Source organism: Hydrogenophaga crassostreae (genome assembly GCF_001761385.1).
Taxonomy (GTDB): domain Bacteria; phylum Pseudomonadota; class Gammaproteobacteria; order Burkholderiales; family Burkholderiaceae_C; genus Hydrogenophaga; species Hydrogenophaga crassostreae.
The window spans coordinates 4,522,338-4,538,797 of sequence record NZ_CP017476.1 but is presented as its reverse complement, the minus strand read 5'-3'; the positions used below and the strand labels follow the sequence as shown (position 1 = coordinate 4,538,797).

At 62.5% G+C, this 16,460-nt stretch carries 13 protein-coding genes and 1 other RNA gene; 9 read left to right on the top strand and 5 right to left on the bottom strand.

From position 1 onward, the window contains the following. Window positions 1-256 precede the first annotated feature (256 nt). Together LPB072_RS21035 and LPB072_RS21030 are read right to left on the bottom strand one after the other, a co-directional pair. Entirely contained in the window at window positions 257-892 is a 636-nt protein-coding gene (locus LPB072_RS21035) for a glycine zipper 2TM domain-containing protein (RefSeq protein ID WP_066091212.1), read from the bottom strand. 100 nt (window positions 893-992) lie between these two features. Further along, window positions 993-2,831, bottom strand: a complete 1,839-nt coding sequence (locus tag LPB072_RS21030) for an NAD(P)/FAD-dependent oxidoreductase (RefSeq protein ID WP_066091210.1) — start codon at window positions 2,829-2,831, stop codon at window positions 993-995. Between the two features lie 137 nt (window positions 2,832-2,968). On the opposite strand from LPB072_RS21030, the gene LPB072_RS21025 reads away from it, so the two are divergent. The 3 genes from LPB072_RS21025 to rnpB all read left to right on the top strand — a co-directional run bounded on the left by LPB072_RS21025 (window position 2,969) and on the right by rnpB (window position 5,433). After that, window positions 2,969-3,571, top strand: a complete 603-nt coding sequence (locus tag LPB072_RS21025) for a DUF2239 family protein (RefSeq protein ID WP_066091208.1) — start codon at window positions 2,969-2,971, stop codon at window positions 3,569-3,571. Window positions 3,572-3,648: 77 nt separating this feature from the next. Then, window positions 3,649-5,040 (top strand): MATE family efflux transporter, encoded by a 1,392-nt coding sequence (locus tag LPB072_RS21020; RefSeq protein ID WP_066091205.1) that lies wholly within the window; start codon window positions 3,649-3,651, stop codon window positions 5,038-5,040. 31 nt (window positions 5,041-5,071) lie between these two features. Then, an RNA gene (rnpB, locus tag LPB072_RS21015) (RNase P RNA component class A) lies at window positions 5,072-5,433 on the top strand. A 231-nt stretch (window positions 5,434-5,664) separates the two neighbouring features. On the opposite strand, the gene LPB072_RS21010 is transcribed toward rnpB, so the two are convergent. The 3 genes from LPB072_RS21010 to LPB072_RS21000 all read right to left on the bottom strand — a co-directional run bounded on the left by LPB072_RS21010 (window position 5,665) and on the right by LPB072_RS21000 (window position 9,216). Continuing rightward, window positions 5,665-6,723 (bottom strand): J domain-containing protein, encoded by a 1,059-nt coding sequence (locus LPB072_RS21010; protein WP_066091202.1) that lies wholly within the window; start codon window positions 6,721-6,723, stop codon window positions 5,665-5,667. Window positions 6,724-7,099: 376 nt separating this feature from the next. Beyond that, a complete protein-coding gene (locus tag LPB072_RS21005) occupies window positions 7,100-7,513 on the bottom strand; it encodes a low affinity iron permease family protein (protein WP_066091200.1) in 414 nt (137 codons plus the stop codon). A gap of 11 nt (window positions 7,514-7,524) precedes the next feature. Further along, the gene (locus LPB072_RS21000; RefSeq protein ID WP_066091198.1) at window positions 7,525-9,216 is read right to left on the bottom strand and encodes an MBL fold metallo-hydrolase; all 1,692 of its coding nucleotides are present in this window, start codon (window positions 9,214-9,216) and stop codon (window positions 7,525-7,527) included. A gap of 70 nt (window positions 9,217-9,286) precedes the next feature. On the opposite strand from LPB072_RS21000, the gene dapF reads away from it, so the two are divergent. From dapF to LPB072_RS20970, 6 genes are all read left to right on the top strand, one after another. After that, entirely contained in the window at window positions 9,287-10,162 is an 876-nt protein-coding gene (dapF, locus tag LPB072_RS20995) for a diaminopimelate epimerase (protein ID WP_066091196.1), read from the top strand. A gap of 20 nt (window positions 10,163-10,182) precedes the next feature. Continuing rightward, window positions 10,183-10,884: a DUF484 family protein gene (locus LPB072_RS20990; RefSeq protein WP_066091194.1), complete on the top strand. Its 702-nt coding sequence runs from the start codon at window positions 10,183-10,185 to the stop codon at window positions 10,882-10,884. Window positions 10,885-10,910: 26 nt separating this feature from the next. Further along, window positions 10,911-11,930 carry a tyrosine recombinase XerC gene (locus LPB072_RS20985; protein WP_407927818.1) on the top strand — a complete coding sequence of 340 codons (1,020 nt, stop codon included), beginning with the start codon at window positions 10,911-10,913 and terminating at the stop codon, window positions 11,928-11,930. Window positions 11,931-12,072: 142 nt separating this feature from the next. Continuing rightward, the gene (locus LPB072_RS20980; protein WP_066091192.1) at window positions 12,073-13,134 is read left to right on the top strand and encodes a CobW family GTP-binding protein; all 1,062 of its coding nucleotides are present in this window, start codon (window positions 12,073-12,075) and stop codon (window positions 13,132-13,134) included. Between the two features lie 315 nt (window positions 13,135-13,449). After that, window positions 13,450-14,433 carry an RNA polymerase-binding protein DksA gene (dksA, locus tag LPB072_RS23285; protein ID WP_082876963.1) on the top strand — a complete coding sequence of 328 codons (984 nt, stop codon included), beginning with the start codon at window positions 13,450-13,452 and terminating at the stop codon, window positions 14,431-14,433. A 43-nt stretch (window positions 14,434-14,476) separates the two neighbouring features. Further along, a complete protein-coding gene (locus LPB072_RS20970) occupies window positions 14,477-16,381 on the top strand; it encodes an STAS domain-containing protein (protein WP_066091189.1) in 1,905 nt (634 codons plus the stop codon). Window positions 16,382-16,460 lie beyond the last annotated feature (79 nt).

The window sequence follows — 16,460 nt, the reverse complement described above, 5'->3', positions numbered from 1 at the left end:
CGTTGCACTGAAAAGCGCTTAAACCACAGACGGAGCACCGAGGCGTCACGGTGGCGGCCTTTGCCTTGCACGGTCTGTCCTGGCGGTTGCCGGTGGGGTGGGGGTTGAGGGGACCTCCCCGTTGATGGGCGGGCGGCTTGGCCACATTCACTCAGGTGCAACAGCAGTTGCCCGGACAAGCGGCGATGGTGTCGCTTTTTCCGGGAACCCGTTTCAGGCCGCCGCGTGCAAAAGGGTCGAGGCGTCCGATGGCACATCACCTCCAGTTGCGGTCCCAGCGGTCATCTTGCTCGCGGTCCCAGCGCCCATTGCTGTGGCCACGCGGGATGCGGCCGACATACACCACCTCAGGGGCTGCTGATGCAGGCACATACTGCACCTGGGGGCGGGTCACGGGGCGCACATTCACAGGTTGCACGCTCACCGGCACATAGCGGCCAGGCTCATCATCCATTTCCACGCTGTACTGGCGCCCGGCATATTCGTAAACCACGTTGTAGGCCACGGTCTGGTTTTCGTAGACGTTCTGGGTGGTGCATTCCTGCACGGTGCGAACCGTGCTTTGGCCCCGGCCTTCTATGCGGTCACCCAAAACGGCGCCGCCGAAAATGCCGAGGGCCGTGGCCACAGCACGCCCGGTGCCCCCACCCACAGCATTGCCCATGGCGCCGCCTGCGATGCCACCCATCAGGGCGCCGGCGCCCGAACTGCGGGCGCGTTCGCGCACCTGCACGTTTTCGCATACTTCGCGCGGCACAGCCACTTGCTGGATCACCGGTGTGCTGCTGATCACGCGGCCCCGTTCGTCTTGAGCCTGGGCGACGCCTGCGGCTGAGAAGGCGATGGCACCAGTGAGTGCGGGAAGGAGGAGGTTGCGGCTGAGCGTTTTCATGGAAAGCTCCTTGGTTGAAGAGCCTCCACTTTGCGCCGCCAGTGTCAAGCCACCCCATTGCGCAGGTAAAGCTGTGCCGCTATTTGTAACCGCTTGTATTTCACGTGATTGCCATCCCCAGACCAAGGGCGCTTCTGGCCAGCGCCTCGGCCACCTTGAGGCCGTCCACACCCGCTGAAAGAATGCCACCCGCGTAGCCAGCGCCTTCGCCTGCCGGGTACAAGCCTCTTGTGTTCAGGCTCTGCAAATCAGCACCGCGCGTGATGCGCAGCGGCGCCGAAGTGCGCGTTTCCACGCCTGTCAGCACGGCGCCGGGCATGTCGTAACCCTTGATCTTGCGACCGAACACCGGTAGCGCTTCGCGCATGGCTTCGATGGCATAAGCGGGCAGGGCGGGCGCCAGATCGCCCAGCTTCACGCCCGGCTGGTACGAGGGTTCGACGTCGGCCAAAGCCGCAGACGCCTGGCCAGCCACGAAATCGCCCACCAGTTGACCAGGGGCTTCGTAGGTGCCGCCGCCCATCACGAATGCACGGGCTTCCAGCTGGCGTTGCAAAACGATGCCGGCCAGCGGATGTGGTTCGCCTTTGTTCGCCATGGCTTTGGCCTGATCGGCGTATCGCGGGCCATCAGCCTCGCCGAAAGCGTCGGTCCACAGCGCGGCGTCTTGCGGGAACTGCAGCGGGAAATCGCCGGGCTCGATGGCGACCACGATGCCTGCGTTGGCGTTGCGCTCGTTGCGCGAATACTGGCTCATGCCGTTGGTGACCACACGGCCGGGCTCGCTGGTCGCGGCCACGACCATGCCGCCCGGGCACATGCAAAAGCTGTAGACCGCGCGACCATTCTTGGCGTGGTGCACCAGCTTGTAATCGGCGGCACCCAGCAGCGGGTGGCCCGCGTGGCGGCCCCAGCGGGCACGGTCGATCACGCTTTGCGGGTGTTCGATGCGGAAACCCACCGAGAACGGTTTGGCCTCCAGGAACACGCCCGCATCGTGCAGCAAAGCAAAGGTGTCCCGTGAGCTGTGGCCCACGGCGAGCACCGCATGCCGGGCAGGCAGTTCAATGATGGCGCCCGTGTCGAGGTGCAACACACGCAACCCGGTGAGTTGTTGCTGGCCTGCGCCGGCTGGCGCCATGGTGAAGCCGACCACCTGTTGCTGAAACCGGATTTCGCCGCCCAGGGCGATGATTTTTTCGCGCATGGCTTCGACCACCTTGACCAGCTTGAAGGTGCCGATGTGGGGGTGGGCCATGTAGAGGATTTCTTTCGGCGCGCCCGCCTCGACAAATTCGTTCATGACCTTGCGGCCCAGGAAGCGCGGGTCCTTGATCTGGCTGTAGAGCTTGCCGTCGGAAAACAGGCCGGCGCCGCCTTCGCCGTATTGCACATTGCTTTGGGGGTTCAGCTTCTGGTGGCGCCACAGGCCCCAGGTGTCTTTGGTGCGCTCGCGCACCGGCTTGCCGCGCTCCAGCACGATGGGTTTCAGGCCCATTTGCGCCAGCGCCAACGCAGTGAACAGGCCGCAAGGCCCGAGGCCGATCACAACGGGGCGCTCGGTTTCGTTCGAGGGCCAACCGGCTGGGGCCTGCCCGGGTGGATGCCAGGCCATGTCGGGGGTGACCTGGATGTGGGCGTTGTTCTCAAACTTCGCCAGCAGGGCCGCCTCTTGCGAAGGATCGGCCAGCGTCACATCCACGATGTACACCGCCAGCAGTTCGGCCTTGCGTGCATCGAAGCTGCGCTTGAACACATGCAGGTGAGCGATGGCTCTTTCATCCAGGCCCAATGCCTGGGCGGTCAAACGGGTGAGCGCTTCGACGGGATGGGGGGGGGGCTCGCGGTCGGCGCTGGTTTCGGTGGGTGCGTCGGCTGCGCGGCGGTGCTCGGTGGGCACTTCGGCCAGCAGCAGCTTGAGTTCGGAAAGGCGGATCATGGGGCGTTCTCCAAGGCTTGTGGTGATCAAGCAGTCGGGTGGCAAGGCCGCTATTGTCGCAAAGCAGCGGGCGTACGCATTTGCCGATCCGTTAAAATAACCCGGATAAAACAATACAAGCCGGGTAAAATTAAGTCATGAATACCGATACCGCAACCAACATCCCATTTGCCCCCACCTGCACCGCGTTTTCAGGCACCCGGCGCATCGCCGCAGGCCAATACGACCTTGTTGCCCAAAGCCTGGCCACCCTGGGACTGGGCCAAGGAGGCGGCCTGCTGGTGTTTGACGATGCCACAGGGGCCTTGGTCGACTTCCCCTGGCCGCCTGGTTATGCACCCGAGCAGCCCAAACCGCCCGCCGTGGATGCCGAGGAAAAACCGGCAGGGCCTGCGGGCGTGGGGCGGCCGCGTTTGGGTGTGGTGGCGCGCGAAGTCACGTTGCTGCCGCGCCACTGGGAATGGTTGGCCTTGCAGCGCGGTGGCGCTTCGGCGGCTTTGCGCCGCCTGGTCGAAGAGGCGCGCAAAACCCACGCCGAACACGATACCCAGCGTCAGGCCAAGGAGCGCGCGTACCGATTCATGTCGGCCATCGGCGGCGGCCTGCCGGGATTTGAAGAGGCATCGCGCGCCTTGTTCGCCCACGATGGCGGCGCGTTCTCCGAGCGCATTCAGGTCTGGCCAGAAGATGTGAAAGCCCACCTGAGCTGGCTGGCCCGAGGAGCCTTCGGGACACACTGATATCCCGTTCGCCCGAGAATCGGAACACAAGCCGCCACGCCCGCCCCAGTCCGCGCCCCTCACTTCCTTCCGCCCACATGTCCGCATCCACCACGCCGCCCACCGCATCCGGCGGCCCGCCGCCACCCGCGCGGGCCCTTTGGCAGGTCTACCTGTTTTTCCTGGCGCCCATGGTGCTGTCCAACCTGCTGCAAAGCCTGTCGGGCACGATCAACGGCATTTACATAGGGCAGATGCTGGGCACCCATGCGCTGGCTGCGGTGTCGGGCATGTTTCCGGTGATGTTCTTCTTCATCTCGCTGGTGATTGGCATCGGGGCCGGCGCCTCGGTGTTGATCGGCCAGGCCTGGGGGGCCAAGCAGCCTGAAAAGGTCAGGGCCATAGCGGGCACTGCCTTGATGGTGGGCGCTTTGATTGGGCTGGCTGGCGCGGTGTTGGGCGGCGTCTTCGCCCGCGAAGCCCTGATGGCACTGGGAACCCCCGCTGATGTACTGGATGACGCCACCGGCTATGCACGCATGATGATGTTGCTCATGCCGCTGTTGCTGACGTTCATCTTGTTCACGCAGCTTTTGCGTGGGGTGAGCGACACGGTGTCACCCCTGATGGCGCTGCTGCTGTCCACTGGCGTTGGCCTGGCGCTCACGCCCGCGCTGATCAAGGGATGGCTGGGTCTGCCGCCCATGGGAATCCAGAGCGCGGCACTGGCGGGCTTTGTATCCACCGGTCTGGCACTGGCTTTTCTGACCCTTAGACTGCGCCGCCGGTCCCATGTGCTGGCGCCAGACCGGGCGCTGTTTGCGGCGCTCAAGCTGGACCGGGAGATTCTGAAAAAAGTCATGCGCATCGGCCTGCCCACCGGCGTGCAGATGGTAGTGATTTCAATTTCCGAACTGGTGATTCTGGCGCTCGTGAATCGCCATGGTTCAGAAGCCACGGCCGCGTACGGTGCGGTGACCCAGGTGGTGAACTACGTGCAATTCCCTGCGCTGTCCATCGCCATCACCGCGTCTATCCTGGGCGCTCAGGCGATCGGTGCGGGCATGCTGGACAGGGTGCGCGCCATTTTGCAAACTGGACTGGCGCTCAACGCCATCATCACAGGCAGTCTGATCCTGATCGGTTATGCGCTTTCGCACTGGTTGCTCGGCCTGTTCATCACACAGGAAGCCGTGCGCGTGCAGGCAGAACAGTTGCTGCACATCATGTTGTGGAGCCTGTTGCTGTTCGGCTTCCAGGCCGTGGTCGGAGGCATCATGCGCGCCAGCGGTGTGGTGTTGGTGCCAGTGGCGATTTCGATTGCCTGCATCGTGCTGGTGCAGGTGCCAGCGGCGTACACGCTGGACGCGCATTTCGGGCTGGAAGGCGTGTGGATGGCGTTCCCCATTACCTACGGCGCGATGCTGGTGTTGCAGACGGCGTATTACAAGCTGGTCTGGAAGCACAAAAAAATCGAACGACTGGTGTGAGTCTGCGTTGGGCGTGGATAATCCACCCCGTGAAGCGCGCCAGGCCGTCGCTGGTGCAATCGCCGAAAGGCCGCACTGGAGGAACGTCCGGACTGCACAGGACAGCGTAGGAGGTAACACCTCTCCACCGACAAGCTTGATGGGTTCGCCCAAAGGGCCCTAAGGTGAGGATCAGAGCAACAGAGACGAGCCGATTCAGTTCGGGTGAAACGGGCAATCTCTACGCGCAGCAATACCAAATAGGCCAGCGTTGACGTGGTTCCGCGGAGCTGGCGGGTAGGTAGCACCGAGCCGGGTGGGTGACCCCCGGCCCAGATGAATGACGGTCACGTTCGGGGCCCTTGCAAAAGGGTTCTGAACGCACAAAATCCGGCGTATCGGCGCGCTTCACACTATTTTTGAGCGGCAAGTCAGGTCCCGAAGGAAGCACTTTTGGTCGATGAACGCAGAGCGTTCCTTTTGATCATTTTTTCGCCGCAGCATGGCTGCTGGCTGGTCGTGCTGGACTGATGCATTTCACGCACGGGCGCGATGGAATCCCGGAACCGCTATCCACCCTCAACCGCACAGCACCTGTCGCTGCTTGGCACTGTGTCTGGAACGTGTCATTTGGTCAGCGGGCTTTCAACGGCGCTGTGCCCTTACCGTTTCGAAGGCGGTGTTCACGCGCTTGAAGGCCGCCTCAGCGAGCTGGCGGATCGCGGGTGAGACATGTCCCAAGCGGTCTGGATGGTACTGCTGCAACAGAGAGCGGCGCGCGCGCTCGACCTGGTCCCATGGGCTGTCGGGCGCCAGGCCCAGCACCGACCAGGGGTTCTTGGGCTCGGATGACGGATCGTCCGCAGCTTCGGTGCCGTCTTCGCCATACTCATCGCCGCTGCTGGCAAGGTCCTCAAGCACCTGCACAAGGCACACCATGCCTTGCCAATGGACCGAGTATTCGGTCGCACAGCTGGGGCAGCGGATTTCACCCGGTTCCGCCAGGTGGGGAATGCGCAGCCGCTTCTGGCAGTGTGCGCAACACAAAATGCCAGAAGCGGCTGCGGCCGACGCGCGTGGTGCATCGTCGGGTTCTGGTGTTGCCATGCTTTCACGCGCAATGGCCGCGCGCAACTGTTCTGTTTTCGACCGGGGGCGCAGGCCCAGCTCTGCGCGCAACAATTCGACCACGACGGGATGGGCCGCGTGTTCACGGTGCAATTCGACCAGATCGTCGATGGTCAGGCCTTGCAGCGGCCGCGCCCGATTGGGGGGCGGCAGCAAGACCAGGTCGTCTGGACCCGTGCTGACCAGCTGGCGCGCGTACAAGAGGTCTTCTGCGGTGAGATCGGCACTCGTCAGCATGTCGGCCGGCGAGAGCAGGCCCGCCAATGCCTGGATCGTGAGCGCGGGCAGATCGAGCAAGGCCGAACAGCCATCGATCACATCCTGATCCAGCGAGTCGATGGTGCGAAAACCGATGCGCAGTTGACTCAGCGTCCAGTAGTTCACGCCAAGAGCGGTGGCCAGTTCACTCAACGAGAGATCGCGCTCGGCAGCGCATTGCATCAAGGCTGCGGTCAACAGGCCACCCGGTCGGGACATTTCGGCCACATCCAGGCGCCCGCTCCAGGCGGCGGGTTCAAATGCCACCGGTTTTTTCCGGAAGGTCCATGTGGCGTCCTGGGAGGTGGTTGATGACATGGCGAGGGTGCTCAGGTGGTGGGCGTCAGAAAAACGGGTCCAGCAATGGTATGCGGGAAAACCCTCTATTTTGAATCCGTACCCGGTGTGATCAGGGCAAAATGTTTCGTGTGGCCTCTCGTCACCAGACCATGCGTATGGCCGGGTGAGCGGTGAACCCTTGTGAAGTGAACGTCGAACCGGTGCATTGCTTCCGCGCCGCTTGCATCGGGGTCCGGTGCGGGAGGGGTTCGTTTGCCGGCGAAGCCGAGACCGGCAACGTTTGTCAAAACGTGTTGCCAGATGTTGATCAGAGGGCCAGCAAGGCGGCCAATTGCCCGCGAACGATGAAGCCGGGGGCGATTCACGGCCGGGTTGCCTTTTCAGGCAAAGGCTCTCAGGCCTCCGGTGTGCCGGTATCCACCAACCCCTTGTCCAGCTCGACCCGGGCCGCCGCAGCCAGCGCCTGATACCGCGCCTTGAAAGCGTCCAGGTTGTCTTCTTCCAGCTCTTCCAGGTCCAGCAAAGCGTTGTGGGCGCCCTGGGTGGCGCGGATGAGTTCGTCGAGCTTGACCTGTATCGCCTCCGTGTCGCGGTTTTGCGTGTTCTGGATCAGGAAGACCATCAGGAAGGTGATGATGGTGGTGCCGGTGTTGATCACCAGTTGCCAGGTGTCGCTGTAGTGAAATATCGGACCGGTGATCAGCCATACCGCGATCACCGCCGCGGCCATTGAAAACACGCGGGGCCGGCCGCAAAAGTGCGCTGCAGCCTTGGCGAATCTCGAGTAACCAGAGTTGGGGTAGATCATGGCGGTAACGATCAGAGGTTGAAGCCGCCCAGGCTTTGTATGCGCTCCACATGGGCCAGCATCGAGCGCTTGGCCACAGGCCACAGCCGCTCAGGCACATCGTCGTAAGCCAGCTTCACCCAGTCGTCCATGGTGCCCTTGGGCGATGCCTGCATGGCACGGGCCACTTTGGCCTCGCGTGCGAGCCGATGGGCTTTGAGGTGCTCAATGGCCGCTTTGGCGCCACCTTCTGTGGGCGCTGACAGGTTGTCGGCAGCCTGGCGCAGGTCGCCGAGCACGTAGCCATGGGCGGGCAAGATGAAGTCAATGGCGTGTTCATCGCAGAGCGCGGCGAGCTTGTCCAGTGAGGCGAGGTAGTCGCCCATGTGGCCGTCGGGTGGGTCGATCACGGTGGTGCTGCCGTTGAGCACGTGGTCACCGCTGATCAGCAGGCCGTCTTCTTCCAGCACCAGACAAAGGTGGTTGGCCGCGTGGCCGGGGGTGTGCACCACGCGAAGGGTGTGCCGGGTGTCGCCGTTCGCGTTCTTCAGCGTGAGGCGCTCGTCATCGCCAAGCTCGCGTTCGGGGATGAAATGGCTGTTGGCGCGGGCGGTGGGGGCGCTGGCCAGACCGAGGATGGGGGGCGCTTTGGTACACAGGGCTTGCAGTCCGGGCGCGCCGGGTGAATGGTCGGCGTGGGAGTGGGTGCAGACAATGGCGCGGAGGTCGCCTCCGGCCGCACGCCACAGGCGCTCCAGATGTGCGGGCTCTGCCGGGCCGGGGTCGATGGCGATGTAGCCCGTGCTCGGGTCGCCGACCAGGTAGCTGTTGGTGCCCGGGCCGGTCATGAACCCGGGATTGGGTGCGGTCAGGCGCATCACATTCCTGAGCAGCGGCACGGGACGCTCGGTCTGCCAGGCCAGTTCGTGCTTGATCTGGCCGTCGGGGCTGACCATGGCCAGTTCGCCGAATGGCGCCTCGTGTTCCATGTGGCGCGACTCGGCCCCGTTCAGAAATCCTGCACGCGGGCAGCTCGTGAACAGGGGTTCATCGTTGACGGCGCAGGCGTCCAGCACCGATTGCACGGAGCCGTGGGCTTTCAGCCGGTCCAGGGTTCGGATGGTGGGAAAGATGATGAAAAAATTGCCCGCTTCATGGCGAGAGAGGGCGTCGGCCGGGCGCACCCATTCGGGTTCGAACTGCTCGGATTCATCGGCGACCGGTTCCTGGCCCTCAGGCATGCGCGCAACCAGAAAAGGCACATCGAAGCGTCGCGGCAAATCGCGGTCGGTGATCCAGTGGGCGAGCACGAACACCTCGGCGCCAGAGAGGGTCAACCCCCGCTCGCTGCATTGAGCGGCGAAGGGCGCTCTGCGATCCAGGGCGGCAATGTCTTCGGTCGCGAGGTGGGAGCCATCGGCACGGCGCGCCAGCAAAACACCCAGTTCCTCGAAGCTTTCGCGAATCGCTGCGATGGCCTGGGTGAGGTGCAAGTCGCTTTGGGCCGCTCGGCGGGTGGACTGTCCGTGGGCCAGGGCATCGGCTGCATCGATGCCGCCGCCCGGGAACACATAGGCTCCCGGCGCAAAACTGGCCGTCATGGAGCGGCGCGTCATGAGCACTTCGATGCCTTGTGGGCTGTCGCGCAGCAGCAAGACGGTGGCGGCGGGGCGCAGCGCAGCCGGGGTGCGTTGCGGGTGAAGCAGTTGGGTAGTTCGGACCATGGCGGCATTGTGCGGCAGGCAAAGGATTTTTGCCTTCCCCGATGCAACAGCGAGGCTCGATAATGGCGCCATGCACATCCGCTTCACCAAAATGCAAGGCGCGGGCAACGATTTTGTTGTTCTGGACGAGACGCTCGCCCGCCTGGGCCTCACCACCGCCCAATACCGCTGGCTGGCCGATCGCCATTTTGGAGTGGGTGCCGATCAGATATTGACTGTGCGGCCTTCGCCCGGCCCGGGGCTGGACTTTGAGTACGTGATCCACAACGCCGATGGCGGTGAGGTGGAGCATTGCGGCAACGGGGCGCGATGCTTTGTGCGCTTTGTGCACGACAAACGGCTCACGGCACGCAACCCGGTTCGGGTCAAGGTGAAGAAAGGCGAGTTGTCGCTGCATTTGAACCCCGATGGGCGCGTGACGGTGGACATGGGGCCGCCCGTTTTCACATCCGGGCAAGTGCCTTTTGACGCCAGCGGTTTGGCGGCCCAGCCCATGGGAGGTTTTGAGCGCTGGCCGGTGGAGCTGCCCGATGTGGGCGAGGTCTTGCTGTCGGTGGTTTCCATGGGCAATCCTCATGCGGTGTTGCTGGTGGGCGATGTGGACACCGCGCCCGTGTTGCAGTGGGGCCCGCTGCTTGAATCCCACCCGCGCTTTCCCGCACGGGTGAATGTGGGGTTTATGCAGGTGGTGAACCGTGGTGAAGTGCGTTTGAGGGTGTTCGAGCGGGGCGCAGGCGAAACCCTGGCCTGTGGCACGGGTGCCTGCGCGGCCGTGGTGGCGGGCATCCGCCTGGGCCTGCTCGATGGCCAGGTGGATGTGGCGACCCATGGCGGCGTGCTCACCATCGAATGGCAAGACACGCCGTCACTGGATGCCACCGTTTTGATGACCGGTCCGGCCACTTCGGTGTTCGAGGGCGAGATAGACGTGCCTGCGCTTCCTTGACCCTGCGCTATGCTTCGCCCATGACCGAATCCAGCATCCCCCCTATCACCGAAGACGACATCGCCGATTACCTGGCCAATACGCCCGATTTTTTCGAGCGACACGCCGGTGTTCTGGCCGCGGTTCAGCTGACCAGCCCGCACGGCAACCGCGCTGTGAGCTTGCAAGAGCGGCAGGCCGAGATGCTGCGTGAAAAAATCAAGGGCCTGGAACTGCGCGTCATGGACATGATGCGACACGGGCAGGAAAACACCGGCATCGCCGACAAATTGCACGACTGGACGCGAGCGCTGTTGCTCGCCCGAGATGCGAGCGCCTTGCCGGCCCTGGTGTCGCGCGAGATCGCCGACCGATTCCAGGTACCCCAAGTGGCGGTGCGGCTGTGGGATGTGGCCGACCTGCATGCCGATGCCCCGTTCACCCAGGGTGTGAGCGAGGACGCCAAGGCTTTTGCCTCTTCCCTGACCATGCCCTATTGCGGTGCCAACCCCGGCCTGGAAACAGCCCAGTGGCTTGATGACGCATCGAGCGCGGCTTCGCTCGCCCTGATCCCGCTGCGGTCGTTGGGCGATACGGCCGCCTTTGGCTTGCTGGTCCTGGCGTCTGACGATGCCGCGCGCTTTGCTGCCGACATGGGCACCAGCTTCCTTGAGCGTATCGGCGAGCTCAGCAGTGCGGCGCTTTCGCGGTTGCGCCCGGACGCCAGTCCAGACCAGTCCTGAGGTTGCTTGCAGTGGCCACCTCGCTTGTGCCACCGCAACTTGCGCTGACCGCAGCGAGCGACAGCGCGCTGGTCGAGGCCTACCTCGCCCATGTGAGGGTCGAAAAGCGTTTGGCCGAGCGCACGGTTACGCTTTACACCCTGGACCTGGACAAGCTGCAAAGTCATGCGCAGTCGGCCGGTGTGGGTTTGCGACAGGTGCAAAACGCCCATATGCGCCGTTGGGTGGCGCAAATGCACAGCGGTGGGCGCAGCGCGCGAGGCATTGCCCTGATCCTGTCGGGCTGGCGAGGGCTCTATGTGTGGCTCGGGCGCCAGGGTTTGATCGACCACAATCCGGTGCAGGACGTGCGCGCCCCCAAGGCGGGTAAACCGCTGCCCAAAGCGCTGGGTGTGGACGAATCGGTGCAGCTGGCCGCCCATGTGGAGGCAACAGACCCGCCGGGGCTTGAGGCCCGCGACCGGTGCATCACCGAGTTGCTGTATGGCTGCGGATTGCGCATCGGCGAACTGGTAGGGCTGGATGTGGCTGCCAGCCCGCATGCCCGTGGCTGGATTGATGCACAAGCCGGGGAGGCCCATGTTTTGGGCAAAGGCGCCAAGCGGCGCAGCGTGCCCGTGGGGAGGGCCGCTTTGGCGGCCCTGGCACAGTGGCTGGAACTGCGTGCCACCTGGGCCCAAAACGGTCACGCAGCCTTGTTTATCGGCTCGCGTGGACAGCGGCTGACGCCACAACACATTCGTGTGCGCCTCAAGCGGCGCTCGCAACTGGCTGGCCTGAGCACGCCGGTACACCCCCACATGCTGCGCCATTCGTTTGCCAGCCATGTCTTGCAGTCCAGTGGGGATTTGCGCGCGGTGCAAGAGCTGTTGGGACACGCCAGCATCAGCACCACGCAGGTGTACACCCGGCTTGATTTTCAGCATCTGGCCAAGGTCTACGACGCAGCACACCCCCGTGCGCACGCAAGGCCTCCCGGAGAGCAGCCGGCCAATGAAGGCGAGCCCCTGCGCGACCCGCTGTCGAAAGGTGATTCGAGCCCCTGAAAAGCGGGTTTTCGGATCCGGCATGGGACGGTGAGAAAATGCCGGACTGATGGCTGAGTTGCAACCCTCAGCACCATCTTCTTTGCTGGTCTAAACTTCTCGGCTTTCGCTTAGTACCGCTTTCAAGAGAGTCGAGTCCGCCATGTCCCTTATTCCTGCCACCATCCTCACCGGTTTTCTGGGTTCTGGAAAAACCACGTTGCTCAAGCGGGTGCTCAGCGAAGCCCACGGCCAGAAGATCGCGGTGGTGGAGAACGAATTCGGTGAAGAAAACATCGACAGCGACATACTGGTTTCCGACACCACGGAAAACATCATTCAGATGAGCAATGGCTGCATTTGCTGCACCATCCGCGATGATCTGCGTGCCACGCTGCAAGACCTGGCCACCAAAAAACGCAAAGGCGAGCTGGTTTTTGACCGCGTGGTGATTGAAACCACGGGGCTGGCAGATCCGGGCCCTGTGGCGCAAACTTTTTTCATGGACGATGAAGTGGCCGAGCAGTATCTGCTTGACTCCATCCTCACGCTGGTCGATGCCAAACATGCAGACCAGCAGCTCAACGACCGCCAGGAAGCGCGCCGCCAGGTGGGCTTTGCCGATCAGATCTTCATCAGCAAGGCCGATTTGGTGAGCGAAGAGGCTCTGGACGCCTTGAAACACCGTTTGAAGCACATGAATCCCAGGGCCCCCATGCAGACGGTGCATTTTGGCGAAGTCGCGCTCAAAGACGTGCTGGACCTCAAGGGCTTCAACCTCAACGCCAAACTGGATATCGACCCGGATTTCCTCAAGGAAGATGAGCACGACCACAGCCATGAGGGGCATGACCATGCCCCCGGCGAGGCCTGTGACCACCCTTCCCACCAGCACGGTCATGACCATGGCCACCATCACCACCATGATGACGATGTGAAAAGCTTCGTCTACCGTGCCACCCGACCGTTCAATCCAGCCAAGCTGGAAGATTTTTTGGGTGCGGTGGTGCAGGTTTATGGACCGCGCATGTTGCGCTACAAGGGTGTACTGGACATGCAGGGCACCGACCGCAAAGTGATTTTCCAGGGCGTGCACCAGCTCATGGGCAGTGATCTGGGTCCCGCCTGGGCCGAGGGCGAGGAGCGCGTGAGCAAGATGGTGTTTATCGGCCTTGATCTGCCGCGCGATATCCTGGTTCAAGGGCTGGACCAGGCTCTTGTTTGAGCTGGGCCCCCGTTGGGACGCCTGGAAGCGACACCACAAGCCTGTTTGTGTTGAATCTCCAACGGTTCCGTGCGCTCATTTGAGTTGTGTCAGCACGCGCCCGTCGAGGGTCGCTACAATCGCGGCCCAAGTTGGTCGCCAGAATCGGGCGGCCATTTGTCTGTACCCGGTGACTTGTACCATTGCAAGCCCGGTTCACAAACGGGGTATAACAAGAAGTCGGGCCGCAAGATGCGGTCAAACAAACCGGGGATGTCCCGGTTTGTATAGCGGCCACCAGTCCCGGTTTTGTCAGTCACCTAGAGGAGATACCTTGTGAACGCCACGGCCAAGAAGACTGCCAAGAATCCAAAGGCCACGCCAGTGCAGGGAAAAGCGCGTGCCGCGCAGCCTGCAAGCAAGGCTGCGAAACCAGTCAAGCCTGCGGCGAAAGCAACGCCTGTTGCCAAGGCAGCTGCCAAACCAGCCGCCAAGAAAGTCGCGGCGAAAGCCGTAACCAAGTCAGCGTCCAAGGCTGCACCCACCAAGCCCAAGGTATCTGTGACCAAATCCGTGAACAAGGCCCCTGTGAAGGAGTCTGCCAAGACCGCAACAAAGGCAGAAGCCACGCCTGCGCTCAAGAAGGCTGCCGCTCCGTCGAAAAAGACAGCATCCGCTGCTGCAACCGCTGCATCAAAAATCGAGCCAACTCCAAAACCCCTGGGTAAGCGCGCTGCAAAAAAAGTGATGATGGAGCAAATGATGCAAGCAGCCGTGGTGCCCACCCATGCTCCTGATGCCGCAAAGGCAACTTTCTCCACCATGAACGAACGTGTATTGACCCCGCCTGTCCCCTCTTCGATCCAGAAAGACCCCAAGCGGGCCAACAACTGGAAAACGCTGCCTGTCGAGCAACTGACCGACCCCGATGTAATGGCCATGCCCGACAGCGAGTACATGAACGATGTGCAACTGGCCTACTTCCGCCGCAAGCTTTCTTTGCTCAAGGCCGACATGTTGGCCAACGCGGGCGAGACCACCGAGCATCTGCGCGAAGACACCGTGGTGGTGCCCGATCCGGCTGACCGTGCCACCATTGAAGAAGAACATGCACTGGAGCTGCGCACGCGTGACCGTGAGCGCAAGTTGTTGAAGAAGATTCAGCAATCCATCGTCCGTATCGATGCCGGTGACTATGGTTATTGCGACGAAACCGGTGAAGCCATTGGCGTGGCTCGCTTGATGGCGCGTCCCACAGCCAGTCTTTCTCTTGAAGCACAGCAACGGCGCGAACTCAAACAGAAAATGTTTGGGGACTGATCGGACCGACTGACTTTCACTTACACCCAGGCGCAGCGCTTACATGTCCAAGGACGACTCCAACGGCGGCTTCTTGTCTAAAGTGGTGAAGTTCGTGCGTCACCCGACCACGAGCTGGTCGGATCTGGACACGCGCAGCGCCGATCGCGAGAACGAATACAGCAAGGCTGCGCTCAAAGAGATGATCGAGCGCAAGCGCCGCAACGACTTCGTGCGCAAGCGTGAGTTCGAGATGCTGCGAAAGATTCGTAACCGTGAAATCACGGTCGATGCGGCGCAGGGTGTTCGCCCGTCTTTCTTTCAGAGCAGTCTGCCTTCCAAGCCCGACGATCGGGCCATGACGCTGAAAAAAATCGACGAAATCGAAGCGCAGATGTCGATGCAGTGGTGGAAAACCAAGGGCCCCGACTCGCTCGTATCGACAGGCTCGCAGTTGAACACGGGGTCTCACGCTCCAGGTCGAGGCAAGGACGGTTCGAAAAAGGATGCGAACGGCCCTCTTCAGGCGGAGGCGCCGGCCGCCCGCGGCGCCCAGTACAAGGAAACCGAACCATCTCCGCTGGACTCGCCAACGGACGAAGTGTCTTCGACGCCTATGACCCCAGCGGGGGTCATTCGAGGTGGGAAAAGTGCAGTTGAAGCCGATCTGAAGCCTGATGTCAGCGGCCGAACACCAGCTACCCCGGTTTCGTCAGCCCAGCCCGCAGACGGGGCTCGTGGGGCGGCTGCCGCACAACCCATGGCTCGAACCGGGTTGATGGCTCAAACGGGGCAGGACCAGCTTCGTGCGGCCAACTCCGGATTCTCTGCATCGCATTTTTATGCGCTTGACGTTCATGAAATTGCTCAGGATCCTGAGGTGGAAGAGGCCGCAATTCGCTTCGCCAACGGCGACGATGCGGGAGCCGAGCAGGGGCTGAGGGATGCATTGGGCGGTAGCGGCGAAGAGTCTCATCGGGTGGAGGACTGGCTGGCGCTGTTCGATCTTTACCGTGCAACGGGACAGTTGGCCCCCTTTGAAAGCCAAACGCTTGATTTTGTGAACCGTTTTGGGCGTTCGGCCCCGCAATGGGTGGACATGCCCGGCGCGGTATCGAGCCAAACCGGGAAGGCCTACCGCCCTTCAGTGCCCAATGCGCGAGCCGCCTGGGTCAGCGACGCGGAGCTGGATGCGCACGCCGTGGGTACCTTGCAAACAGTATTGATGCGGGTGAGTCAGCCGTGGGTGGTTGATTGGTCACCCTTGGAGTCGATTGACCTGAAAGCAGCCAGGGCGTTGCTCGGCATGTTCACGCTGTGGGGCGACCAGGACGTCGAGTTGTGCTTTCTGGGGACCTCCGAGTTGCGAACCCTGCTGAAATCACTGACCCCTTCGGGGCGCCGGGATGTTGAGCAGCTCTGGTGGGAGTTGCGCATGGCGATACTGCGCGTCATGAACCGCCCTGATGAGTTTGAATTGACGGCCCTGGACTTTTGCGTGACATATGAGGTTTCACCGCCTGGTTGGGAGGCGCCTTTGTGCCACTTCCGCGCGCTGACCAGCGAGGCGTCCGACTCGGACGCAGGATCTTCTGTATTGGGTGAAGTCATGATGGAGCAGGTGCCATCGGGCTATTCGGGGTATCCCGGCGACACAGGTTCGGACAGCATGAGCTCTGGCTTGAACCAATTGGGCCTTGTGGAGTTGTCGGGTGAGGTGTTGGGAGACCCGCAGGAGATGCTCGAGAACCTGGAGCGCCGTTTGCAGGGCGCCGATGTGTTGATCATCTCGTGTCGCAACCTGATCCGGGTGGATTTTTCCGCTGCGGGCACGTTGCTCAACTGGGTATCAGGGCACCATGCTGAGGGGCGCATGGTGCAGTTTGTGGACGCCCACCGCCTGGTGTCAGCTTTCTTCCACGTCATCGGTATTACCGAATACTCGAAAGTCGTTGTCCGACACGATTAGGTTTCCCGCATGCGCAGGCTTCGGAGTCCCCCCGGGGTGCTCTGGTGACCTGGCGGAGCCGGTGCCAGATGGCTCCGAG